Below are 24309 nucleotides of genomic sequence, written 5' to 3'. Positions count from 1 at the left end.
GATACCCCCTTATCCCTGGTAGAGCCGCAGAACCTTGCGGACGTAGTTCTCCGTTTCGCGATACGGAGGAATACCATCGTATTGGTCAACCCGACTTGGACCAGCGTTATATGCGGCCAAGATTTTTTCAAGGTTGCCTTTATACTTTTCGGACAACATAGAGAGGTACTTAACGCCTCCCTCTATGTTCTGAACGGGATCATCAGGATCAACTCCCAGCATCCTTGCTGTGCCGGGCATGAGCTGCATGAGTCCCCTGGCTCCTTTTGAGGAGAGTGCGTCTGGTCGCCACGCCGATTCGACAGAGATGACCGAACGAACAAGTTTTTCGTCCACACCATAGCGCTGGGCGATAACTCCAACCAGGTCTTTAATGTTTTTGATATCCTGGCCCAGTCTGCTTTTTATCACGCTGCCAATGCCAGAAAGGGCCTCTCCTTCTGAGGGCAGGAGGGGCTGAGCTGTAACAGTCTGAATTTGTCCGGTTTTTTGGCTTTGATCCTGAAGATGCGCCTCAAAGGATGCCGAGGGAATCGGCGCAGGAGGTCCCCCTCCCAGCCGTCGCTGCAGGAGGGAGATTCTCTCCATGACATCTCGAATTCCCTGAAAATCGGGGATTGGGGCGTGGGGCAAGGATATACCTCCTCTCGTCACCTTTTATGACGCATACCTGCTATATCGTCGAGTTCATGTTGTTCTTTACGTCGATGCTCAGCTTCCCATCGCAGCTCCATCTGTTCCAGATGAAGCTCAACTTTTCGAACGTCTTTGTGACGTTCTAGCAGCTTTTGCTCGACCGCTTCGATCCGTTTTCTGAGTCTGAGGACGTCAAGAATCCCTTGTTTAATGCGATTTTCCGTCCGGGATATGTCCTCGCTTCCGATTCTGAGGGCTTCTATAGTAACGTCTCCCGAGGCTATTTCGGCAAACCGGCAAATGTATTCCTGTTTTTCGTCTCTGAGTTTTCGTAGGAGTCCCAGCAGGGCTTTTTCACGCACTCTCATCGCGATGAGTTCCTTTTGTACGAGATCCCGAACGGTTTTTCGGGCTTTGAGGATCCGTCGGAATCTTTCGATTCGTCCTCTCACTCGGGCAGTGCCGCCACTGATGAAACTGCCTGAACGGCTTCGTCAAAAGACGACGGCTCTCCCATATCCTGCTTGAGAAATGTCTCCACATCGTCCAGATATTCAAGTGCCCAGTCAACACGAGGGTTGTTGCCTCGCTGGTAAGCTCCGATGGTGATGAGATCCTCGGCCTCGGCATAGCGGGCGAGGACTTCTCTCATTCGGCTCGCTCCATCCATATGGGCTTTATCGACGATGTGGGGCATGACACGGCTCACGCTGTTGAGGACATCCACACAGGGATAGAAGTTCTTTGCCGCTATTTTTCGGGAGAGAACGATGTGCCCATCCAGTATTCCCCGCACCGAGTCGGCTACAGGCTCGTTCATATCGTCTCCCTCGACGAGGACGGTGTAGATGCCAGTGATGCTGCCTTTGGTTCCGGCTCCGGCTCTCTCCAGAAGCCTGGGTAAAAGGGCAAAGACTGAGGGCGTATATCCTCTCGTGGCCGGTGGTTCGCCGATGGCCAGCCCGACCTCTCTCTGTGCATAGGCCACACGGGTAACAGAATCCATCATGAGCAGAACGTCCTTCCCCTGATCTCGAAAGTATTCGGCAACAGCCGTAGCAGTGAAGGCAGCTTTGAGTCTGACAAGAGGAGACTGATCCGATGTGGCCACGACGAGAACCGATCGTTTGAGTCCATCAGGGCCAAGATCGCGATCTATAAATTCTCGAACTTCTCTGCCCCGTTCTCCCACGAGGCCAATGACGTTGATCTCTGCCTCAGTGTTTCGAGCCATCATACCCAGCAAGGTGCTTTTTCCAACGCCCGATCCAGCGAAGATTCCTATTCGCTGTCCCCGCCCCAGGGTGAGGACTCCATCGACTGCCCGAACCCCTACGGGAAGTGGATCAGAGATGGTTTGCCTCCTGAGAGGATGAGGCGGCGTAGCGTAGAGAGGGTAAAACTCACTGGAACCCATAGGCCCTTTTTCGTCCATGGGGCGCCCCAGCCCATCCAATACACGCCCCAGAACACCGGGACCTACGTTGACCCCCAGCGGCCGCCCCATTGAGACGACTTCACACCCGGGACCGATGTCCCGAAGTTCTCCCAAGGGCATAAGCAGCACACGATCATCACGAAAACCAACGACTTCGGCCTCTAGGTTATGGCGTCCCCGGCGAAAGCGTATATCGCACAGGTCTCCGACTCGGACATCCGGGCCTTTGGATTCGATGACGAGGCCAACGACTTTACTGACCCTGCCATTGATCCGAACAAAGTCAACCTGGGCAATCCGGGAGGTGAGTGTTTCCCACAGAGGACGGAAACCGTCGTCATCTATCGCTGCCATGGGCTATACCTTCCAATAACGCCGTCTCAACCTCGGTACTTATCTGTTCCAGTTGGGTTCGCCAACGGGCATCATAGATACCAAGGCCGGTCTCGACAATACAGCTTCCTTTGTCTACTTCGTCGTCGGGTAAAAACTCGATATTTCGGATTCCTCGGATCAGATCTCCAAAAGAGTCTTTCTGAGCCTCCACTCCGTCAAGATCGTCTGCATTGAGGTACACCCGGATGTCCTCTTTTTCGCTGGCTCTGGATAGAAGCTCCTTTAACAGGCGGAGGGCTGATTCCTGGTCAAATGCCACTTCACGAATCAAAAGCCGGGAAAGCACCCGTTCCCACAGGCGAATCAAACGATAAGGATTGGCAGCCAGAAGCTCGTCGAGATGAGATCGCATCCGTTCGTAAACCGTGTTGAGGAGGTCAATCGTTTGGGAGAGTTGGGCCTCAAAGTTTGCACGGATACGAGCTTCCAGCTCGGTCTTGCCGTCCTCAATACCCTGAGCATGCCCCTGGGCCCACCCCTCTTTCTGTCCAGCCAGAACAGCGGCTTCTCGGTCTTTTTCGATCTGACCTCGAAGAGAAGTGATTTCTACATCTCTTTGAGCTTCTTTTTTTTGCATCTCTGCCTGAAGATCCCTGTTTCGGGCTTCTTCCTGTTCGAGGCGAGAGACCATTTCGCGATAGGAAATTTCTAGTTTTTCAAGTTCAGCACGGAGTTTATCCGTCTCGGTAAGCTCCGCAGAACTCTCCATCAAGGAGCCAAGATTCTCAGCGACATCCAACGAAGAGTTTTTCGCCTCGCTCACATCCAACGACGAAAGTGAGAAGCGCCCCCTCCGTCCAACATGGACAGCTTCGGGGAGGATTCGCGCAGCTCGGATAAGCCGGCGCTTGGTATCAGACAATCAGCTCCTCCTCCCCACCTCGAGCAATGATAATTTCCCCGGCATCCTCCAAGGCTCGAACGACGTTAACGATCTTCTGCTGAGATTCCTCCACGTCTCGAACTCGAACGGGCCCCATATATTGCATATCTTCGGAAAGCATGTCTCCAGCTCTCTGGGACATATTTTTAGTAAATTTAGTTTTAAGGTCATCGCTGGCTCCCTTGAGAGCTAGCCCAAGATCTTTTATCTCGATCTCTCTCAGAAGCCTCTGAATAGAGCGATCATCCAGACCAGCGACATCCTCAAAGACGAAGAGACGACGCTTGATCTCCTCAGCCAGCTCAGGGTCGTTCTCTTCCAGGTTTTCCATGATATTCCGTTCGGTTCCACGGTCTACTCTGTTGATAATTTCGACAACAGCGTCGATACCCCCTGCCATAGTGAAATCTTGTCCGATGATGGTACTGAATTTTCGCTCCAAGACGCGCTCAACCTCCCGAAGGACCTCTGGGGTGATCCGATCCATCTTTGCAACTCGTTTAGTAACCTCGGCTTGCATGGTAGCCGAGAGGCGCCCGATAACAGCCGCTGCCTGCTCCGGCGTGAGATACGACAGAATAAGGGCTATGGTCTGGGGATGTTCACCCTGGATAAAGCTAATAAGCTGCTGGGGGTCACTATGCCGCATGAAATCAAATGGGCGAACCTGCAGACTTGCGGTTATTCTGGTTAACAAGCTTTGAGCTCGCTCTGGTCCTAAGGCTTTTTCCAGAATTTCTCGTGCGTAATCCACGCCGCCCTGAGCCATATACTCGCGAGCCAGTATAAGCTCTTGAGCGTCCTTTAGAACGGTCAAGCGTTGCTCCGACGTAATCTTGCGAAGGTTCGCAATCTCCAGAGTAAGGACCTCGATACTACTCTCATCCAGATGTTTGTAGGTTTGAGCTGCCACATCGTTACCCAGGGTTACCATGAGAATGGCACCCTTCTGCTTGCCCTTCATTTGTTTAGGGGACAGGTCTTTCGCCATCCAAGAACGTCCTTTCCTGTCAGTCCTCTACGATCCATTCACGCATAAAGGCTGCAAAATCCTCCGGGTTGTTCAACGCATAGTTTCGAATCTGTTCCTCGAGGACTGCCAGCTCGCCTTGAGCCTCCAAAGCACCGGGCCCCGCCAAGATATCCTGAAGACTGGGAACCCGACCGGAGTCATCGGCTCGCTGAGCCGCTGCCAAGAGTTTACGCCGCTTGTACCGGCGATACCAGAGGAACAGGGCCACAGCGAGAAGTGAGAGGATTACCCCACCCACCAGGAACGCGACTATGAGCTTTTGGCGCCGCTCGGCCGCCATCTGAGCAGCAATACGATCTGCCATGGTTGATGAGAACTTCATGGACTCAATGGCAAGCTGATCACCTCGCCCAGGATCAAATCCTATGGCCGGGGCGACAAGACCCCGAATATCCTCAAGCTGTTGGTCCGAAAGGTCGCCGTCGACCAAAACCGACGCTGTCAGCCGACGAACAGAACCTGGAGCCCCTACGTTTTCAGACTCATGGGTGGTGATTTCATAGTTGGTGACAGTATCACTTTTGTTATATTCCCCTGAACCGCCGTTGTCAGTGGCGATAGCGTACCCGGGAATATTGGTGGTCGTTCCCGGCGCCCCACCCATGGGAGCACCATGACCGACGTAGCTTTCTTCCATGTTTTGCTGGCTCCGGACGACCCCTTTGCCAGTAGGACCAGGGATATATTGGGTGGAGGCCTTTCGTTTTTTGTCCAAATCAAGGTCGACCTTGATCCGAACTACAACGCTCCCAGGGCCAAAGACACGTTCCAGCATAGCCCGCACCTTGCGCTCCAGTTCCTTTTCCTGTTGCCTCTCAAGTTCTCTCTGAACTGACGAAACAGTTCGCCCTGCCCCATCAGTGTAGATAAACATATCGCTATCTAACAGATCTGAGAGAACGTTACCATCGGTATCCACAACGGTAACATCATCGGGTTTGAGTCCCTCAACGCTATGACTGACGAGATGAACAATGGCTTTGATTTGCTCTGGATTCACGGTAGCTCCCCGCCGTACGCGTATGAGGACAGATGCCGTAGCCGGTTGTTGTTGCTCAAGGAAAAGATGAGGCTGCGGAAGAACAATGTTGACTTTGGAGTATTCCACAGCATCAATTTGGGTTACAGTCCGGGATAGCTCTCCTTCGAGTGCTCGAACATAGGTGATTTTTTGCTGAAATTCACTCATGCCCATGTTGGACTTGTCGAATATCTCGTACCCCGTAACGCCTCCCTTGGGAAGCCCCACTCGAGCGAGTTCAAGTCTGGCACTGTAGACCTGATCCTTTGGAAGCAGAATAGCATTGGCTCCAGGATCCAGCCGATAGGGAACCTTGTTCTCCTTGAGGTATGCGACAATGGCTGCCTCATCCTGAATCTCAAGGCCAGAAAAGAGAGGTTCCCATCGCTCATGCCTTGCCATTATCACAAGAAGGAGAAGCCCCAAAAAGACAAAAACAACTAATCCCACCAAGGTGAGCTTTTGCCACCGTTGGAGGGATGACCAGAGCATACGCATATGTTCCTTAGCTTCTTTAAAGCGCTCCATAAGTAAAAACAACTTTAGACAGGCATCCGGCCCAGCTGTTGATATGCATCAATCAGTTTATCCCGAATTTGAACCAGGAGTTTAAACGCCAGCTCAGCCTTCTCCACAGAGACACTCACTTCGGACACGTCATCAACATCACCCAACGAAAGCTTCTGAATCATGACGTCAGCCTCCATCTGTAGATCGTTGACACCGACCATTGCATCTTTGAGAGCTTTTTCAAAGGAGAGGGCGTCAGTTTTATCGTTTCGTTCAATGAGACGAGTCTTGAACATCTGGTCATCTAGCTTGATGAGACCTATCCGTGTGTCTTTCATATGTACTCATGCTCTCCTCTTGAAAATGTAAATGAGGTCAAAAAACTTACAGATACCTCAAAAATTCGTCCAACTACACGTTGAAAAATGAGCTACAGGCCTCTATGTCACCGCAGTTTTGATTACTTAAAAGAACACGATAAAATCCAAAAAACAACATGAGCGATGCTTTTGAAAAATCGAAAAAACACTAAAGAATCATCCTATCACACAACTGTGTGGTTTTCAAGAATACCGCGCAGTTTTACATTGTTTGCCCCACTTTAGTTTTATTGTAACACAACGCTCCGTATCACCGCACCTACCTGCTGTTAAACCTACCTGCTGTTAATTTGAGTCTTCAGCATCAAAAAAGCCGCCAAGAGGCGGCTTTCAAGAAAACAGAGACTCTCAAAGGCTGTTGAGCGTCTGGATTTTTTTCACGAGGACATAGATTCGCCCGCTCCCCAAAGAGGAACGAAGTTCACCTGCAACCCAAACCGGCAGATTTTCTTCCTGTCTCTCCAACCACTGGACGATCTCAGGATTGAACGCTCGCATCCTGAGAAAGTCGATTCGGTCGCTGCCATCCATGTCTCGATATTCTCTTTTCAGAGAAAATTCAAAGTATTTTCCCAGCCGATTCTCTCCAACGGTGTCTCCCTTTACAAAGTGAAGTACACCCGAGAGATACACATCGTTGACCAGTCGTTCCATCCCGTCTCCTCCTCAAACGTTTATCCTAAAAAAGTTTAACCGCTTCTGCCCCGAAAGCCCCTTCTTTTCCTCAACGATACCATACTAAGCCACTTATACGCAAACGGCCATCAATCGAGAGCTCTATCCATGATGACAGATAGCTGTCGAACAAATTCAGCGGGATCTTTGAGGTTCCCCCCCTCAGCAAGAAGAGCCTGACCGTAGAGTACATAGCAAAAAGGCGCCAGATCGACATCGTCCGACTCCACAAGGGCGATCATCTTTTTGAGTACGGGATGATCCCCGTTGAGCTCCAATACTCGCCGAACTTCAGGGACGTCTTGTCCCATTGCCCGCATAATTCGCTCCATCTGAGGACTGACGTCGTCCTCAGTACCAACAAGACATGCCGGAGACGCGGTGAGACGATGAGAAAATCGAACATCCTTCACCAAGTCTTTGAGGGCATCTTTGACCCGACCCAACAGCGGAGATGACGAGGACTCAGCATCCTCGACTTTGTCATTCTCCCCTGTCTGAGCCACCGACCGAAACTGTTTACCCTGAAACTCAGCTCCTTGAACCCATAGTTCGTCCACAGGATCGGCAAGTAGCAGAACCTCCTCTCCCTTTGCCAGAAGCACTTCAAGATGAGGCGAGCTCCTGAGAATCTCAACGGACGGTCCGGTGATATAGTGAATATGCTTCTGATCCGAAGTCATGTGATCCAGATAGTCTCCCAAGGTAATCCTGTCATCCTCCGAACGGGTCGAGGAGAAGAGGCAGATGTTACGGATTGCCTCATCGTCCCCCTCACCTCGTATGAGTCCTTCCTTGAGAATGATACCAAATTCATTCCAAAAACGATCATAGCGTTCTCGGTCGTCTTTCAACATGGAAGCCAGGGATTGAAGAACTTTTCGGGTGACGCTTTTTCGGATGAGGCGAACTTGACGATCCTGCTGGAGAAGTTCTCTCGAGATGTTGAGGGAGAGGTCTTCGGAGTCCACAACGCCCCGAACAAATCGCAGATACCCCGGAAGGATGTCAGCGCAGTTCTCCATTATGAAAACTCGTTTGACGTAGAGATTAACACCTCGGCCTCCCGCCTCGGAGAAAATATCGTAGGGGGCTTTAAGAGGTATGAACAGAATCCCATGCATCTCGGTGACACCCTCGGTAGCGAAGACGATTCGTTCCAAAGGATCCTGCCAGTCGTGGGCAACGTGGCGATAGAACTGACGATATTCCTCGTCTGTGACCTGGTCTTCGGGGCGCATCCACAGAGCCTTCATGGAATTAAGCGTTTCGTCGTTGATAACGGTTCCCGAGGCATCGTCCTTGGGGCGCTCCACCTGCATTTTGATGGGGTAGGCCACGAAATCCGAGTAGGTACGGACAATATCACGGATAACCCAAGGCGACGTGTAGTCTTTGAGACCGTTTTCATGATCCGCCTCTTTCAAATGAAGAGTAACGGTCGTTCCCGGAGTCGGCCGCTCTGCCTCCTCCAGGGTGTATGTCCCATCTCCAGAGGACTCCCAGCGCCAGGCAATATTCGAACCCGCTTTTTTGGTGAGAAGAGTTACTTTATCGGCCACCATGAACGCAGAGTAGAACCCCACACCGAATTGACCAATAAGCATCTCTGCCGGGTCGCCTTCCCGACGTTCCTTCAAAGCCGCCAGAAATTCCTTGGTTCCCGACTTAGCGATAGTTCCAATGTAGGCAATGATCTCGTCTCGGTCCATACCGATACCATTGTCCGAGATGGAGAGATTTCGATCTTTCTCATCCCGAACGAGCCTGATAAAGGGGTCCTTGGCGTATTGAGCCAAGTCATGGTCGATCAGTGCTTCGAGATGGAGTTTATCCAGAGCATCGGAGGCGTTGGAGACAAGTTCCCGAAGAAAGATATCCTTGTTAGAGTAAACCGAATAGATCATCATATCCAGGATCTGTTTCGCCTCGGTCTCGAATACGTGGGTTTCTCTGGCAACACTCATATGATATCTAGCTCCTCTCGTCGGCGATAAGGTTCTTGCGAATGGTACCCCGGTAGGACATAATTTTGGAGACATACCGGTGATTGTGAGCTCCCAGATATCGATGGAGAGCCTTATGGATGTCGTTGCCAGAGTTCTTCAGGTATGATGCAAATATCCAGGTACCTACCAGAACATTGTTCCGTGGATTCATGAGATCTTCCGTGTTTTTTATCCACGGGAAAGTCCTTTTTATTGACTTCTTATGGACCTTCCAGTATATCTGCATAAGACCATAGGCATATCGAGACCGAGCTCGAGGGCGAATTCGAGATTCTTTGACGATCATACCAGCCACAAGGGTAGGGTCTTCGACACCAAATTTTTTACAGGCCTCCATGACATACCCTGCATATTCCCAAGCGTGTTTCCAGGAGACAGAACTGTTATACTGCCGAAAACCGCTCGCAATCGCTTTTCTGACGGCCTCGTCAGCTTGTGGCCGAAGCGCTACATCGTAGGTAGATTGGTTTTGTTTTCTGATGTACTCGTCAAGAAAATGCGCTTTTTCGATATGGGAACTCCCCCAGCTTCCAGATGCTCCAAGTAAGAGGAGACAAATGGCCCAAATAAAGCTTTGCCGCGCTGTGTTATTCATGGAATCACTCCCCAGGACTTGTGGATTTCCAAAAGGCCTATTGTACAGGATGCCCATCAAAGTGACAAGACGAAAAAAAGGCCCCGTCTGGACTGAGAGCCTTCTGAACAAACTGCAACACTATCCCTTAAGAATATCCAAAGCAGCCAACCACATGTTTTTAGCTGAGCCGGTGACTGCAAGATTAGCCTCGTACGCCCGGCTAGCAGTCATCATGTCGGCCATCTCTCGAACAACGCTGACGTTGGGCATAGCCACATATCCCTCTTCATCAGCATCTGGATGATCAGGCTGATAGACCAAACGAGGAGCAGAGGAGGTATCTTTGGCGATTTCGACCACCTTAACACCGCCCTTAACTTTACCCTCTTCTCCAATCTCATCCAAAATTTGCTGAAAAACCGGCACCCGACGGATGTAGGGTCCTCCTTCAGGGGTTCTGGAAGTGTTGACGTTGGCGAGGTTCTGAGAGATAGTGTCCACCCAGAGTCGATGAGCTGTCAAGGCGCTTCCAGCTACGTCAATGTGTTTAAAAACTCGCATCAGCGACCCCCTATAGCGGTTTTATAGTTTCCGACTTTTTTGGCCATAAGCCGAGTCATTGCCTCATATCCAAGACGAGTTTCCGTAAGCTTGGCCATTTCGATCTCGGGATCTACGTTGTTGCGATCCAGGCGATAAAGTTGGTCTGGGATTCTGTTTTCTTTAGGTGTGACGTCAACAATAGATCGAGCGTGGATAGTCATATGGCGTTCGTCGGTCACAGCCAGGGGTATACGTTTAGAGCCATTGATAACATCGTTCAGTTGGTCCTCAAAGGAGACCTCTCGACGAGCATACGCCGGAGTATTGATGTTCGCCAGGTTTTGCCCAACCGCACGAAACCGATGTGCCAATCCCTCAAGATCTTTTGCCATCACTTTCCACGTTACATCAAACACAGCCCCACCTCCAGGATATGCGTCGATTTTTACTGCGTTTTATTCTCAGAGCTATTGCTTAATCTTCGAGCGTAATGCCTAACTCTTCGATAAAAAACCTGCTCAGGACCTTAATGAAGGTACCCTTCATGCCAAGACTCCTGCTTTCTATTATACCCGCACTTTCCAATTTTCGCAGGGCGTTGACTATAACACTTCTGGTCACTCCAACCCGGTCAGCGACTTTGCTGGCGATGACTACTCCTTCGTAAGCCCCAAGCTCGGTAATAATGTGTTTGACGGATTCGACCTCCGAATAGGAGAGAGCTCTCATAGCCATCTGAACGACCAAGCGCTCACGAGAGCGTTCTTCAATAAGCTTTGTCCGTTCGTGGAGGATTTCAATCCCCACCAGCGTGGCCAGATATTCGGCAAGAACAAGATCCTTCGTTCGAAACGTCTCAGCGAAACGAACCAGAAGCAAAGTACCTAATCTCTCAGCCGCACTGTAGATGGGTACACAGAGGGTATCTTTGTGCTGATTTTTGTCCTGAGGATCGTCGAAGATATGAGCATCGATCTTGCTCATGAGGCTTTCTCGTTGTTGATTCAGGTGTTCGACAAAGCTTTCGGGCATAAAGCCTGACTCTAAAAAAGAGGTGATCGCTTTCGAATGATATTCACTCACCCAGGAGTAGCCCAAAATCTGGCCTTCCCGGTTCAGTATATAGGCGTTGGCCGTTGAGAATTCACATAGGAGCTTCGCTAGCTTGCTATAGTCGAGCTTCGCTCCCTCTCGATGACTCTGAAGTGCCCGACCGACCTGCCTTGTTTTCTCCAAGAGGTCCTGCATGGCCTCCTCACCGTGGGTTATCTTTTCTGTCGTTCCATCGTGCATGCGCTCTCCTCCTTTGCCTCTGTTCTTGAGATCATTTGTATCACAACAGATACCGACGGACATCACTATCCTGCACCAAAGAAGCCAACCGCTCCCGGACAAAATCCCCCCCCACAGTAACGGTCTCACCGGACCTCTCCGGTGCCTCGTAACTGATTTCCTCAAGCAGTTGTTCCACCATCGTGTGGAGTCTCCGAGCGCCGATGTTTTCCATCTCCAAATTCATGGATTCAGCGAGGGCCGCAATTTCCTGGACCCCATCCTCCCGAAAATCCAAGGTGACCCCCTCAGTCTGAAGCAAGGCCTCATATTGCTGAAGAAGACTGTGTTTGGGTTCTGTAAGGATCCGAGCTAACTGCGTTTTATCCAGAGGCTCCAGCTCAACTCTGATGGGGAATCGCCCCTGAAGCTCGGGGACCAGATCGGAAGGCTTGCTCTGATGGAAGGCACCAGCCGCTATGAAGAGGATATGGTCCGTGGAAACCTGACCATACTTGGTCTGGACGGAGCAGCCCTCCACAACAGGAAGTAAATCTCTTTGAACCCCGTCCCGGCTGACATCATGGGTTCCGCCAGCTCCGCCCCGGGCCACAATTTTATCGATCTCGTCCACAAAGATGATACCCTCTTCCTGAGCCTTTTCAAGACCCATTCTGGTAGCAGCGTCTTCGTCGATAAGCTTCTCGGCTTCCTCATTTTGGAGGAGCCGAAGAGCGTCTTTCACCTTCACGGTGCGGTGTTTCTTCTTCTTTGGCATGAGACCACCCAGCATCTCGCCGATGGAGATGCCCATCTCGTCCATGCCCATGCCTCCCATGATGGGAATCCCCATATGGGGAGATTCCTGAACCTCTATTTCGACTTCTCTGTCGTCCAGTTTGCCCTGAGCGACCAGATCCAAAAGCTTGACCCTGGTGGAGTCACGCATCCGCTCGTCTTCTGAAATCTCTGTCTCCTCAGAGCTTTGATCGGGGGCGTCGCTACCGATACTTTTAAGGACACTCATAAAGGTCGGGATCCCGCCCGAGGCGTTTTTTTTTCTGGAGGGGACTAAAAAGTCGACAACCCGTTCCCTGGCCTTCTCCATGGCTGAAGCCTGGACATCCTCCAACATCTTCTTACGAACCATCTGGATAGCGGTTTCCACCAAGTCACGAACCATGGACTCAACATCTCGGCCAACATATCCGACCTCGGTGAATTTAGTGGCTTCCACCTTGACGAAAGGGGCGTTAACTAACTCTGCCAGCCGGCGAGCGATCTCGGTTTTCCCCACCCCTGTCGGCCCCACCATGAGGATGTTCTTGGGCGCGACCTCATGAGCAAGGTCAGCTTCCAACATTCGACGTCGAATCCGATTCCGAAGGGCAACAGCCACGGCTCTCTTCGCCCTGTCTTGCCCTACGATATACCGATCCAAATACTGAACGATTGCAGAAGGAATCAGCGTGGACTCTCCGCCGATCATGAGATCACCTCCATGGAGATGACATCATCGGTGTAGATACAGATAGTTGCAGCAATTTCAAGGGAACGACGGGCAATCTGCTCGGCCTCCCAATCGCTGCTCTCCAAAAAGGCACGCGCTGCCGCCAAGGCGTACGCCGCCCCCGAACCGATGGCCGCAACATCGTGCTCCGGCTCGATAATATCCCCAGCTCCCGACAAGAGGATGGTGTGAGTTTTATCCGCGACCAACATCATAGCCTCCAAGCGACGAAGCATACGGTCGGTTCGCCATTGTTTCCCCAGCTCGACCGCCGCTCTCATCAGGTTTCCCCCGTGTTCACCCAGTTTTTTTTCAAAGAGCTCCAACAAGGTCATAGCATCAGCAGTGGAGCCAGCGAACCCTGCCAACACAGAACCGGAATGGAGTCGACGGACCTTGACCGTGTTGGACTTGATGATCTGAGTTCCCAAGGTCATCTGGCCGTCTCCTGCCATGGCGACTGTCGTCCCACGTCTGACGCAAAGTATTGTGGTGCCTTCAAACATCTATCGGTTCACCTCCAGCCCGAGGATGGGCCGATTCATAGCTTTCTCTAAGATGCTGGGCCGTGACCATCAGATACCGTTGTGTCGTGGTGAGGTGATCATGGCCTAACAGTTCCTGCACGACGCGAAGAGGTGCCCCCCCTTCAAGGAGGTGAGTCGCAAAACTGTGACGAAGAGAGTGAGGACTCACCTCTGGAACTCCTGCCCGAGATGCGGCGTATACGACGACTCGGTGAACCGTCCGAACGGTCAGAGATTGTCCATTCCTTCCAGGAAAAACCAAAGACTCGCCTGGAAGAGCCTCAAACTTCAGCCTCCTCAACGCCCTCTGAGCCATAGTGCCGAAGGGAACGGCCCGCTCTTTATCGCCCTTTCCCATAACCCGGAGCCATCGCTCGTCTATCTCTATATCGTCCCACCGAAGGGAGACGACCTCAGCCACCCGAAGACCACATCCGTACATGAGCTCCACGAGAGCCCCGTTGCGAACTCCCTGCTCATCCTCATACGCCCGGTCGATAATAGCGGCCACCTGATCCGTCGAAAGAGCTCTAGGGAGTCGCTCAGATCGTTTGGGACCACGAACTCGGGTTGAGGGATCCTGAGTCAGGATTCCCTGAAGAACAAGATATTTCATAAGACTTTTGACAGCTGAGAGCTTCCGAGCAACCGACGCAGGTGCAAAACCACACCCGGAGAGAGCCCGTACAAACGAGCGTATCCCGCTCGTGTCGATTTGATCGATCAATATCTGTCCCCGACCATCTAAAAAATCCGCAAACTGTCCAAGATCGACAGCATAGTTGATAATTGTATGTTCTGAAGCACCGGAAGTTCTCATTCTGTCGAGAAATCCATCAATAACGGAAAAAACCTGAACACTCATTATACTATTGTAGCATCCTTGGAGCTTAAAAAAAGTCTATTTTAGAAACAGAAGATATTTTTTCTGCTCCGATAAAGTTATTCATAGCCAGAGCCGCTCGCCTTGCGACAGCAGCACAGCGGGCCGGTTTGCCCTTTATTCGCTCCTCAAGAGGTGGAAAGAGACCCAGGTTAACGTTTGTCGGCTGAAAACGCTTGACCGTGTCATCACCGAGACGATGGACTAAAGAGCCCAAAGCCGTTTCCCGAGGCCATGCGACAGGGCCTCGGCCCCGCAGACGTTCAACGAGGTTAAGAGCAGCCACAACTCCCATGGCGGCGCTCTCCACGTATCCCTCAACACCAGTGATCTGACCAGCCAGATAGACCTGTTCCCGCCCTCTGAGTTCGAGAGCTTTGTTCAAGACTTTCGGGGCGTTGATGTAGATGTTACGATGCATGACGCCCTTTCGGACAAATTCCACCCGCTCAAGTCCAGGGATGAGGCGGAAGACCCGCTCCTGTTCAGGCCATCGAAGATTGGTCTGAAACCCGACGATGTTGTAGACAGTGCCCTCACGATTGTCCTGACGAAGCTGGACCACGGCGAAGGGGCGTTTCCCCGTATCAGGATGTTCGAGCCCCACAGGACGCAGAGGACCAAACCGAAGCGTATCGACTCCTCGACTCGCCAAAACTTCAACAGGCATACATCCCTCAAAGTAGTGTTTTTTCTCGAAATCCCGAAGAGGCGCTCGTTCGGCGTCCACAAGGGCCTCGTAAAATCGGCTGTATTGCTCCTCGGTCATAGGACAGTTGATGTAGTCACCGTCTTGCTCCTCCGAATATCGATCCTTCCTGTAGGCAACGGTCATATCGATAGTTTCGGCAAGTATCAGGGGTGCCGCAGCGTCGTAAAAGTAGAGAGAATCCTGCCCTGCAGCGTCGGCAATGGCACGGGCCAAGGGTTCCGACGTGAGAGGCCCAGTAGCCAGAATAACCGGCCCTTGAGGGATATCGATCATCTCCCGGCGTTCTACCTGAACAAGAGGGTGCCCCGACACCTTATCAGTAATCTCCCGGGCAAACCGCTCCCGATCCACAGCCAGCGCATTTCCTGCGGGGACCGACGTCGCATCTGCGATCTGAAGGACAAGACTTCCCAGGCGACGGAGCTCCGATTTCAGAATACCCGCCGGTGTGGTCTCTCGATCACCGCCCAAGGAGTTACTACACACGAGCTCGGCAAACAGATCGCTCCCGTGAGCCGGAGACGAACGCACGGGACGCATCTCAATCAACTGAACAGGAATTCCCCGACGGGCCAGTTGCCATGTGGCCTCGCTTCCAGCAAGTCCGGCACCGACAACGGTCACGGATCGATGAACGGTCACTCGATTCCCTTATGACCGCACTTGGTGCAGACAGGTTTTCTGGATCGCCCCTTGAACTCCATATTCCCACCGCACTCAGGGCATTTCTCCGCCGCTGGTTTGTTCCACGAGACATAGTCGCAATCAGGGTAACGGGAGCATCCATAGAAGGTCCGACGTCCCTTTTTGCTTTTTCGCTGAACGACTTCTCCGCCCTTATCCTGGCCACAGATGGGACACTGAACACCTATGTTTTTCAGGATGGGTCTGGTGTATTTACAATTGGGATACCCAGTACAAGCTATAAACTCGCCAAAACGCCCCCTTTTTTTCGCCAGAGGGGAGCTGCATTCGGGGCAGTCCTCACCGATAAGTTCCGGGGGAGGCGGCGGAACTCTGGGGGCTTTTTCAGCTTCGCTGATCGCATCAGTGAAGGGACCCCAGAAATGGGCGACGACATCTACCCAGTTTTTTTCGTTCTCCTCCACCTTATCGAGAGATTCTTCCATCGTGGCCGTAAATCCGGGATTGACGATCGGAGAGACGCTTCGGCTATCAAAGTGATCCAGGAGGAATCCGTCAACAGATCGTCCTAAGCCAGTGGGAACAAGATGACGATCCTCGTTTTTCTCCACATAGGCCCTGTCGTAGAGCGTCTCCACGATGGACGCGTAGGTCGATGGGCGTCCCACTCCCTGATCCTCCAGGTTTTTTATAAGGCTGGCCTCGGTGTAACGGGCAGGGGGCATCGTCTCCTTACGCTCCTGTTCTGCGGCGATCACCGTGAGCTTCTCTCCCTCCACAGCTGGAGCCAGAATGTCGTCCCTGGCATCCAGAGGCCAGAGTACGCCGAATCCCTCAAACCTGACGACCGTCCCTTTTTGTCTCAGTCCGTACGCTCCCGAGACACAGTCCAGAATTGAGTTATCCACTCTCGCGTGAACCATCTGACTGGCGACGGTCCTGCGCCAGATCACGTCGTAGAGCCGATACTGCTCAGGGGTCAAGACGGCTTGAAGCGTATCTGGTGTCAGGGAGACGTCCGTCGGACGGATGGCCTCATGGGCGTCCTGAGCCCGGCCTTTGGTCACGTACAGGTTCGGCTTGTCCGGCAAGTAGGTCGCTCCCCATCGATCAGAGATATGGTCCCGAATGGCACGAACGGCCTCGGGAGCCAGACGGAGGCTGTCGGTCCGCATGTAGGTAATGAGCCCCGTGGGGCCTCGACCAGGGATTGAAACCCCCTCGAAGAGGGATTGAGCCACTCTCATGGTCCGTCGAGGCGAAAAACCGAGCCGCCGTGCGGCTTCCTGCTGAAGAGTGCTGGTCTTCAAAGGACTCGGAGCTTTCCGTCGCCCTTCCTTGGTGGTAAAGGATACCACGGTGAGGCCTTCCATGTTCACCGTATCCACGATGTCCTGAGCCATTTCGGCCGAGTTGATCTTCAGGGGGCGATCCCTGACAAGTAAGGTCTTGCCGTCTTTCCTCTCGACCCTGAGCCGGTAGGCTCTGCCGTCGTCGGCATCGCCCCGGACCTCGATTTCCCAATAGACCTGAGGCTCAAACTGCTCTATCTCGGTCTCCCTCTGGCAGATGATCGTGAGGGCCACGGACTGAACCCGGCCGGCCGAGAGCCCGTAGCGGATTTTTTTCCAGAGAAGAGGGCTCAGAGTATATCCCACGAGACGGTCCAGAACCCTTCGTGCCTGTTGGGCGTCGACCTTAGCCATGTCGATGGGAGTCGGAGCTTTTACAGCTTCCCGAACAGCATCCTTGGTAATCTGATGTACCCGGATACGACAGGGCGATTGAGGATCAAGCCCAAGGATCCCAGCCAAATGCCAGGCGATAGCCTCCCCCTCCCTGTCTGGGTCTGAGGCCAGGAGCACCGAGTCACTTTTGGCAGCGATGGAGAGCAGTTCCCTTTTTATTTTGGCCTTGCCCTTGACCAATATGTACTCCGGTTGGAAGCCATCGTCCACATCGATGGCCAGACGGCTCTTGGGCAGGTCCATAATGTGCCCCACACTGGCTTTGACGGTATACCCCGATCCTAGCATTTTAGTTAATGTCTTTGCCTTTGTAGGCGACTCAACGACAACCAGGGTCAAACCCGACCGTTTTTTAGCGGTTTTTTTAGAAGTAGCCATCCCATGGGCCTCCTTTTTTAGCAGATCAAGGCCGGAACTCTATTTCGGTCCTCACAGGCCATGCGTATACTGCATGCACAGCCCCTCCTGGTCACAGACGTCAATTCCTCGATCAAAATTATGGGAAACGTCCGTAATTGTACCGTCAGAATCGGACTTGTCAACCGAAATATAACAGAAAAAGCGGGGACCCGTCCTAAAAGGGCGTGTCCCCGATCTCATGCTTCAGTTGGTTTTTAGTTATTTTTATGGAGTGTTCGAAGACCTCCGAGGATAAGCCTCTGTTCCACTCCAGCGACCAATTTCCTCGTGTACGCAACGGTGTCGGGATTAACGCTCATACTGTCCACACCGGCCCTGACCAGGAACTCAGCAAAGTCAGGATACAGAGACGGCCCCTGTCCACAGATAGAACAGGTGATGCCATGCCGATGAGCAGCATCGATGAGGGTCTCAATAGCCCGGGTCACTGAAATATTTCGCTCGTCGAAATATCCCATGGTGTTCAGGATTCCCGAGTCTCGATCAACCCCCATAACAAGCTGGGTGAGGTCGTTACTGCCAATGCTGAAGCCATCCACCATCGTGGCAAACTCATCGGCGGCGAAGACCACCGCCGGGACCTCTGCCATAATCCAGAGCTTGAACGATTTGTTTCGAATCAGCCCTTCAGAGGCCATAATGTCCTTCACCCGCTCCAGCTCCCAGGTCGTCCTGACGAAGGGGAGCATGACCCATACGTTGATAAGGCCGAACTCATCCCGAACTTTCTTGATAGCCCGACATTCCAGGCGAAATCCCTCTTCATACTCGGGCGAGATGTACCGGGAAACTCCCCGCCACCCGATCATGGGGTTGTTCTCCTCGGGTTCCACGTCCTCACCGCCCTGAAGGCCACGAAATTCGTTGGTCCGAAAGTCGCTCAGTCGCACGACCATGGGCTTGGGATATACGGCCTGGGCAACGGTCGTAACCGACTGAGAGAGGTGATCAATGAGCCTATTCCCCTCGCCGGTTTTAACGAGGTGCATGGGATGAACACCTAAGCTATTGAAAACAAACTCAGTACGCATCAACCCGATACCGTCAAAGGGGAGATTTTTGTACTTTGTTACCACCGAGGGATCGCCCAAGTTCATGTATATTTTGGTTCCCGTGACCGGAGCAAGATCGTAGACCATGTCCCGGCTGTATCCCGACGCCGGAGGGGCCACGGGCGAATGCCTGTCTTCGTCGGAGGTCAGGCTCACGGTTCCCTTGTATACAACCCCTCGGGTCGCATCGACCGTGACCAGGGATCCAGACTCCAGATGCCTCGTTCCGTCCTTTGTCCCGACGATGCAGGGGATACCCAGTTCCCTGGAGACTATGGCAGCATGACAGGTTCGCCCTCCCTCGTCGGTAACGACAGCAGCAGCCTTTTTCATAGCGGGGACCATGTCGGGATTGGTCATGGCCGTAACCATGATCTGCCCCGCCTGGACATCTCCAATTTCGTCCATCCCCCGAACCAGGATGACCGGACCGGAGGCAATTCCCGGCGAGGCAGCCAAGCCACGAGCCAAGACCTCTAACGATCCAGCGTCCTCTTGAGGCATCAATGATGACGGAGTTTCAATCACCTTGGGGTTCTCTTCGGGAACATCCACGGCGGACATCTCTGGTAAGGTAGTGATGGGCCGAGCCTGAAGGATGAAAAGCTTCCCCGATCCCTCGTCAAAAGCCCATTCGACGTCCATAGGACAACCGTAATGAAGTTCGATGGATCGGCCTACCGATCCGAGAGCTCTTATTTCATCACCTGAGAGGCACTGACGAGAGACAAATTCAGGCCCCAGATACTCTGCAACCGAGACGGATACCGTTCCCTGTGCATTACGACGCTCGACAACCATGGTTTTCTTCTCGGCCACGGAGACATCCAGAGGGGTCAGGTCCTTTTTATCCAGGAGGTATTGATCCGGCGTCACGATCCCAGAGACAACGGCCTCGCCCAACCCCCAACTGGCCTCGATCACGATTCGGTTTCGGTCTCCCGATACGGGATCAGCAGTGAACAGGACTCCAGAACGATGGCTCGAAATCATCCTCTGAACTACAGCACTCAGAGCCACGTCGAAATGATCGTACCCTTGGGTGTTCCTGTACGCCGTAGCACGAGCCGTCCACAGAGAAGCCCAGCATCGTCGAACATGACGGGTTACAGAGCTGACGCCCACGATGTGGAGGTATGTGTCCTGCTGACCAGCGAAGGAGGCATCCGGGAGGTCCTCCGCCGTAGCGGAACTTCGAACGGCAACTCGGGGTTCTTCCGTCCCCACTATCTCGGATAGCTCTCGATAAGCCGACCGGATCTCAGCCTCGACCTCAATTGGCATGGGAGAGTCCTCAATATACCGACGAACTTTCTCACAAGCCATAGAGAGTTCCACGGGGTCATCAACGTTCACGGATTCAATGACGGAGCGAATACGGTCACCAAGCTCAGCGCCTTGGATGAACTCCCTATAGGCCTGGGCCGTAACACAAAAACCAGGAGGCACGTCAACCCCGTTTTTTGTCAACTCCCCCAGGTTCGCACCCTTTCCTCCCACTAACGGAACGTCGTTTTTGCCAATTTCCTCAAACCATCGTACATACCGATAGATCATAATGTACCCTCCTCCCCTCTCATCAAGGGTTTTTAGCTATCATCCTGATCACACCTGAGTCCGGTTCGACTCGTCGCTCAATCAGGCCTCACTTGCCCTCAACAAATCCAAAATCTCCTGGGCTGTTTCCTCTATGGCTCGCCCGGTCACATCAAAGACGGTAGCTCCGACTCTTGACATAATCGAACGAGCGTATCTCAACTCATTCTCCACTCGATCCTTTTGAGCGTACGACGCTTTGTCGGGGTCCAGCCCCAACATCTGGATGCGTTCTCGCCGGATCTGCATCAGAGCTTCCGCAGCGATAATGAGCCCGACAATTCTGTTCGACGGGACCTGAAAAAGTTGTTCCGGCGGCTCCAGCTCTGGAACAAGAGGGATGTTGCCCGTCCGATATCCCTTGTTGGCCAGATACATGGACAGAGGGGTTTTACATGTTCGGGAGACGCCCAGGATCACCAAATCAGCCTCGTTGAGCAGATGAGGGTTACTCCCGTCATCGCACGTGATGGAGTATTCAATGGCCTTCACACGCTTGAAGTAGGTCTCGTCCATTTGGTGCATAAGGCCGGGCTCCTCCAGGGGTTCAATGCCCAACTGAGCCGAGAAGACCTCCATAAGAGGGCCGAAAATGTCCACCACCGCCACTCCGAGACATCGAGCTTCCCGTTGGACGAAGGAGCGAATCCTGTGCTCAACCAGGGTACAGACGATGATGCCCCCAGCGTCCCTCGCCTCTTGGCATACCTGACGGGCCAAGTCCAGATCTTTAAGATAGCGATGACGGGTAAAGGCTATTCTCTTATCAGGAAATTGCCTGGCAGCAGCCAAGGAGACACTGTGAGCCGTCTCTCCGGTGAAGTCCGAGACGACGAAGATGTGAAGATCATGCTCCTGCCCAACAACCATAGGGTCCTCCTTACATTATCGACAAAATCCTTTACGGTGTGGCGCTCCATCGCCCAGGACCGGATCGGTAGGCCAAGCCATCCCCCTCAAGCTCGGCGAGGATCCCAGTCACCTCATGAACAGCGACACCAAGATTTTGAGCCAGCTGGTCCACCGTGAGAGCACCGGATCGCCTGAGTTCTTCCAGAAGAGGCGATTCGGAGATCTGTTTGTCCACCCTCAAATCCAGTTGTTCAGATCTCGACGTCTCGGCAAAAATAGAGACAAACTGATCCAGATCCCAGAGAGGCTGAGCCCCATCAAAGAGCAGTTTGTTGGACCCTACGGAGACGGTTTGCCCTACTTGTCCCGGGACAGCCCAGACATCCCTCCCCATCTCGGCGGCCGCTCGAGCAGTGATAATAGCCCCCCCCCGAAGAGGAGATTCCACAACCACAACGTGCCGAGCCAAGGCAGCGATCATACCGTTTCTTTTGGGAAAATGCCATGGGGTCCCGGCAACACCCATGGGGAATCGACTGATGAGCGCACCACCAGAATCCAGTATGGACCAGAACAGATCTTCGTGACTTCGAGGATAGACCTGGTCCACACCAGTCCCCAGAATGGCTGCGGTAACCCCTGATCCTTCGATAGCTCCAGAATGAGCAGCTCCGTCGATCCCCACGGCCCCACCGCTGATCACCACGACACCAGCCTCGGCTAATTTTCTGCCTAAAGCCCCGGCAACCTGAACTCCATAGGGGGAACAGCGACGAGTGCCTACCAGAGCGACAGCCAAGGAGGATAGAGGCCAGCTTCCTCGAACGTAGAGGACCACCGGCGGATCTTCCAAGTCCAAGAGAGCCCCAGGATAACTCTCATCTCCCTGAAAAACGATCCTCGCTTGGGCCTCTTGAGCTCGGAGTATCTCGTCCTCAGGCCAAGGAGAGCCCAATAGAGAAGCAGCACGTTCCCAGGTCTCGTCCTTCAATCCCAAAGCCTGGGCACTGCTTCTATCTCGCCAAAGATCGGCAGCAGTGAGAGTACGTTCCTTCAAAGCCCGAAGCCATCGTCCCGGTGAGCTGATCACTCGGTTTAAAACCAGCAAAGCTCTTTCGTTTTCAGTCATGACGTCATCGCCTCCCGATACGCCAAAGCCTCGTACACCGCCTCTGCTGGGACGGCACCCTCTTTTTGAAGATCGGCAATGGTTCGAGCAACCCGAAGAACTCGAGCCAATCCTCTGCCCGAGATTCGGAGTCGCTCAGCCATCTTGGTTAGAACCTGTTGTCCCTGTTGTGACAGGTTCAGCTGTTCCCGAAGAATAGTCTCAGGGACCTCTGCGTTGGAACAAAATCCATAAGGTTCCCAACGTTGCCTCTGGATCTCCCTAGCGCGACATACTCGCTCCCGAACGACGAGGCTGGACTCTCCGGGCTCGTGGGAAAAGCCGACAAGCTCATCAGGAGCCAGGCGAGGTACCGAGACGTGGAGATCAACTCGATCCATAACGGGGCCAGAGAGGCGACGACGATAGCGTTCAAGCTCCACCGCCGAGCAGCTACAGGTTTTGAGGCGATCACCAAACCATCCACACGCACAGGGATTTGCGGCTAAAACCAAGAGCACACGAGAAGGATACACCGCCGTTCCAGCAGCCCGACTGACGGTGATGACTCCGTCCTCCAAGGGTTGACGAAGGGCCTCGACCAAGTCTCGTCGAAATTCGGTGAATTCATCAAGGAAGAGAACCCCTCGATGGGCCAGAGATATCTCCCCGGGGCGAAGAGCTGAACCTCCACCGCACACGGCTACGGTGGAGGCCGTGTGATGGATCACCCGAAAGGGTGGCTGGCGATCAGGATGTTCGTCCAGGCCCAAGGTACTTCGAACGAGCAAAGTCTCCAGGATCTCGTCGTCGGACAAAGGCGGCAGTATTCCCCTGAAAGCTCGCGCCAACATGGTCTTGCCACTTCCGGGTGCCCCAATCATGAGGATGTTATGATGTCCGGCTGAAGCGATCTCCAAGGCTCTCTTAGCTGCCGATTGACCTCGAACGTGACAAAAATCAGGATCCACAGGAGCTGAGACATTGCGGAGGTCCGTAGGCCTCACTTCAGGCAGATGGGCCCCGTCCCTGAGATGGCTTAAAAGCTCCTTCAATTGAGTCACCTTATAGGCCCGAACCTCGGGAACAAGGCCAACCTGGGCAGCGTTGCCTTCGGGAACATACAGAGGTATCCCGATGGTTCTGGCAAGTATGGCTGCCGGGACGGCTCCCCGAACAGGACGAATTCGGCCATCCAAGGCCAACTCTCCCATGAACAGAGCAGGAGTATTCATGGAGATACCCTGAGAACGAAGGGCCAAAACAACCGCGATTGGGAGATCCAGCAGAGTACCTTCTTTGGGGAGATCCGCCGGGGCCAGATTAACGGAGATTCGCCCCTTGAGAGGAACTCCCGCCGATTTAAGAGCCACTCTGACCCTCTCCCGCGACTCTCGAACCGACGCATCTGGAAGGCCGACGATAGAGATGGAGAACAACCCACCAGCGATCTCTGCCTCTACGTCCACTTCAAGGGCATCCACCCCTCGAAGGGTGACTCCTCTCACTGGGTTCACAAAACCACATCTCCTCCCGTAATATCCCTGTAGTGATCCAATTGAATCCGCCCCCGTCGTTCGGTCAATGCAACCAAATCAATACGCCAGAATCCGTCCCAGCCGACTTGATTCATGTACGTAGCTCCAGCCCTGACCAATCGCCGCATTTTTCTCGGCCCTATCGTTGCCTCAGTCGGCATAAGCACCGCCACCGACCGATATCGGACTTCGACCACCACCATTATATCGTCGTCTCGAGCCACCAAATCCAACTCTCCTGAACGAAATCGGACATTCCGCCCCAACACAGGCCATCCCAGCCCCAGGATGTATCGATAGGCCAGGTCTTCGCCTCGACGACCTTTTTCCAGATGGGACACCATA

General features: G+C 53.1%; 23 protein-coding genes. All 23 read right to left on the bottom strand.

Annotated elements, in window-relative coordinates; genetic code table 11:
- Window positions 1-9 precede the first annotated feature (9 nt).
- Window positions 10-588 carry a lytic transglycosylase gene (locus CSA35_06920; protein PIE54311.1) on the bottom strand — a complete coding sequence of 193 codons (579 nt, stop codon included), beginning with the start codon at window positions 586-588 and terminating at the stop codon, window positions 10-12.
- Between the two features lie 62 nt (window positions 589-650).
- Window positions 651-1088 carry a hypothetical protein gene (locus CSA35_06915; protein ID PIE54265.1) on the bottom strand — a complete coding sequence of 146 codons (438 nt, stop codon included), beginning with the start codon at window positions 1086-1088 and terminating at the stop codon, window positions 651-653.
- Window positions 1085-2428, bottom strand: coding sequence for a flagellar protein export ATPase FliI (gene fliI / locus CSA35_06910; GenBank protein PIE54264.1), 1344 nt, complete (start codon window positions 2426-2428; stop codon window positions 1085-1087). The genes CSA35_06915 and fliI overlap by 4 nt, the downstream gene beginning before the upstream one ends.
- Window positions 2412-3332, bottom strand: coding sequence for a hypothetical protein (locus CSA35_06905; GenBank protein ID PIE54263.1), 921 nt, complete (start codon window positions 3330-3332; stop codon window positions 2412-2414). Before CSA35_06905 ends, fliI begins: the two co-directional genes overlap by 17 nt.
- Window positions 3325-4344 carry a flagellar motor switch protein FliG gene (locus tag CSA35_06900; GenBank protein PIE54262.1) on the bottom strand — a complete coding sequence of 340 codons (1020 nt, stop codon included), beginning with the start codon at window positions 4342-4344 and terminating at the stop codon, window positions 3325-3327. Before CSA35_06900 ends, CSA35_06905 begins: the two co-directional genes overlap by 8 nt.
- Before the next feature lie 19 nt (window positions 4345-4363).
- Complete coding sequence (gene fliF / locus CSA35_06895) at window positions 4364-5935, bottom strand: flagellar M-ring protein FliF (GenBank protein PIE54310.1); 1572 nt, start codon at window positions 5933-5935, stop codon at window positions 4364-4366.
- Window positions 5936-5949: 14 nt separating this feature from the next.
- Entirely contained in the window at window positions 5950-6255 is a 306-nt protein-coding gene (gene fliE / locus CSA35_06890; GenBank protein ID PIE54261.1) for a flagellar hook-basal body complex protein FliE, read from the bottom strand.
- Between the two features lie 390 nt (window positions 6256-6645).
- Window positions 6646-6951: a hypothetical protein gene (locus CSA35_06885; protein PIE54260.1), complete on the bottom strand. Its 306-nt coding sequence runs from the start codon at window positions 6949-6951 to the stop codon at window positions 6646-6648.
- A 110-nt stretch (window positions 6952-7061) separates the two neighbouring features.
- The gene (locus CSA35_06880) at window positions 7062-8939 is read right to left on the bottom strand and encodes a molecular chaperone HtpG (protein PIE54259.1); all 1878 of its coding nucleotides are present in this window, start codon (window positions 8937-8939) and stop codon (window positions 7062-7064) included.
- 7 nt (window positions 8940-8946) lie between these two features.
- A complete protein-coding gene (locus CSA35_06875; protein PIE54258.1) occupies window positions 8947-9687 on the bottom strand; it encodes a hypothetical protein in 741 nt (246 codons plus the stop codon).
- Window positions 9688-9696: 9 nt separating this feature from the next.
- A complete protein-coding gene (gene flgC, locus CSA35_06870; protein PIE54257.1) occupies window positions 9697-10119 on the bottom strand; it encodes a flagellar basal body rod protein FlgC in 423 nt (140 codons plus the stop codon).
- Window positions 10119-10517: a flagellar basal body rod protein FlgB gene (flgB, locus tag CSA35_06865; GenBank protein ID PIE54256.1), complete on the bottom strand. Its 399-nt coding sequence runs from the start codon at window positions 10515-10517 to the stop codon at window positions 10119-10121. Before flgB ends, flgC begins: the two co-directional genes overlap by 1 nt.
- Before the next feature lie 58 nt (window positions 10518-10575).
- A complete protein-coding gene (locus tag CSA35_06860; GenBank protein ID PIE54309.1) occupies window positions 10576-11349 on the bottom strand; it encodes a GTP-sensing pleiotropic transcriptional regulator CodY in 774 nt (257 codons plus the stop codon).
- Window positions 11350-11434: 85 nt separating this feature from the next.
- Window positions 11435-12862 (bottom strand): HslU--HslV peptidase ATPase subunit, encoded by a 1428-nt coding sequence (locus tag CSA35_06855; protein PIE54255.1) that lies wholly within the window; start codon window positions 12860-12862, stop codon window positions 11435-11437.
- A complete protein-coding gene (locus tag CSA35_06850; GenBank protein ID PIE54254.1) occupies window positions 12859-13389 on the bottom strand; it encodes an HslU--HslV peptidase proteolytic subunit in 531 nt (176 codons plus the stop codon). The genes CSA35_06855 and CSA35_06850 overlap by 4 nt, the downstream gene beginning before the upstream one ends.
- Window positions 13382-14275 carry an integrase gene (locus CSA35_06845; protein PIE54253.1) on the bottom strand — a complete coding sequence of 298 codons (894 nt, stop codon included), beginning with the start codon at window positions 14273-14275 and terminating at the stop codon, window positions 13382-13384. The genes CSA35_06850 and CSA35_06845 overlap by 8 nt, the downstream gene beginning before the upstream one ends.
- A 25-nt stretch (window positions 14276-14300) precedes the next feature.
- Entirely contained in the window at window positions 14301-15647 is a 1347-nt protein-coding gene (locus tag CSA35_06840; protein ID PIE54252.1) for a methylenetetrahydrofolate--tRNA-(uracil(54)-C(5))-methyltransferase (FADH(2)-oxidizing) TrmFO, read from the bottom strand.
- Entirely contained in the window at window positions 15644-17776 is a 2133-nt protein-coding gene (locus CSA35_06835) for a DNA topoisomerase I (GenBank protein PIE54251.1), read from the bottom strand. Before CSA35_06835 ends, CSA35_06840 begins: the two co-directional genes overlap by 4 nt.
- A 236-nt stretch (window positions 17777-18012) precedes the next feature.
- Window positions 18013-20427, bottom strand: coding sequence for a phosphoenolpyruvate synthase (locus tag CSA35_06830; protein ID PIE54250.1), 2415 nt, complete (start codon window positions 20425-20427; stop codon window positions 18013-18015).
- An 81-nt stretch (window positions 20428-20508) separates the two neighbouring features.
- Window positions 20509-21336, bottom strand: a complete 828-nt coding sequence (locus CSA35_06825) for a phosphoenolpyruvate synthase regulatory protein (GenBank protein ID PIE54249.1) — start codon at window positions 21334-21336, stop codon at window positions 20509-20511.
- Between the two features lie 31 nt (window positions 21337-21367).
- On the bottom strand, window positions 21368-22447 hold the full coding sequence (gene dprA / locus CSA35_06820) for a DNA-protecting protein DprA (GenBank protein PIE54248.1): 1080 nt from the start codon (window positions 22445-22447) through the stop codon (window positions 21368-21370).
- Window positions 22444-23943: an ATP-dependent protease gene (locus CSA35_06815; protein ID PIE54247.1), complete on the bottom strand. Its 1500-nt coding sequence runs from the start codon at window positions 23941-23943 to the stop codon at window positions 22444-22446. Before CSA35_06815 ends, dprA begins: the two co-directional genes overlap by 4 nt.
- A complete protein-coding gene (locus CSA35_06810; GenBank protein ID PIE54246.1) occupies window positions 23940-24308 on the bottom strand; it encodes a hypothetical protein in 369 nt (122 codons plus the stop codon). The genes CSA35_06815 and CSA35_06810 overlap by 4 nt, the downstream gene beginning before the upstream one ends.
- Window position 24309 lies beyond the last annotated feature (1 nt).

Origin of the sequence: Dethiosulfovibrio peptidovorans, from assembly GCA_002748665.1 — a bacterium.
Classification (GTDB): Bacteria; Synergistota; Synergistia; order Synergistales; family Dethiosulfovibrionaceae; genus Dethiosulfovibrio; species Dethiosulfovibrio peptidovorans_A.
This window is presented reverse-complemented; position numbering and strand designations above follow the sequence as displayed.